A 907-nucleotide genomic window follows, 5' to 3' on the forward strand; every position below is an offset into this window, starting at 1 on the left:
CGCAGCTTTGCACCTGAATTCGACATCTCTTTAGTCAAGATAGGACCGGTAACCCCCGGTATTCTGCTTGGGTCTAATCTCCTCACGGTTGGGGTTGATTATAATGTGCAGGGTGTACCTACCATGCCAATATTGACGGCAAACTTTGGTGGTTCGATCAATATAGTTTCACGTACCTGCACAACACCCAGCAATATCAATGTTCAACTGGGCAGTCATAATATAAATACCGAATTTAAAAGTGTCGGCAGTGTGACACCGTGGATAGATGCGAGTATTAAATTTACGGATTGCCCCTATTTTTATGGGACGAAAGAGGATGGCCGAAATTTCTTTTATTCAAACGATGGCACTCAGGGTACTGGCGCCTCTAAAGCGAATACCATTACAGTTTCACTGACACCATCAAACCCTATTATTAATTCTGCCAGTGGCATTATGGCGGTCAACTCATCGACACAAATGCCCGCAGCTCAAGGTGTAGGGATTCAATTAGGTTCGGGGAATAATACCGAAACACCGGTGCCATTTAATTTTGGCTCTACCCCGAGATTTACGCCAGCTAATGATGGTACACCGACGTTTAAAATTCCATTATCCGCACGGTATTACCAAACCAGTGCGACAGTACAGCCCGGCAGAGCCGATGGAAGGCTAACGTTTACCATTAATTATTATTAGAAACAGTACCTAAGCGATTACAAATATTCTCACTTTATTTTCATCACGGTGAGATGAGTTAATAAGTAAACATTGGAATTTACACCTGCTTCGATGATCACAAAGCGAGTAATAATATGAATAAGCTTAATAAATTAATTTTGCTAAGTGCGTTATTGAGTTGCAGCCAATATGCATTGGCACTGGCGACGTGCACCACTAAAATCACACCAGCGCGTACCTTTGT

General features: G+C 42.7%; 1 protein-coding gene. It reads left to right on the forward strand.

Annotated elements, in window-relative coordinates; all coding sequences use genetic code 11:
- A partial coding sequence (locus tag V1952_RS22110; RefSeq protein WP_420075582.1) for a fimbrial protein occupies positions 1-681 on the forward strand: 681 nt, incomplete at its 5' end.
- Positions 682-907: the final 226 nt, after the last annotated feature.

This window comes from Yersinia sp. 2542 StPb PI, assembly GCF_048593855.1.
Classification (GTDB): Bacteria; Pseudomonadota; Gammaproteobacteria; order Enterobacterales; family Enterobacteriaceae; genus Yersinia; species Yersinia enterocolitica_E.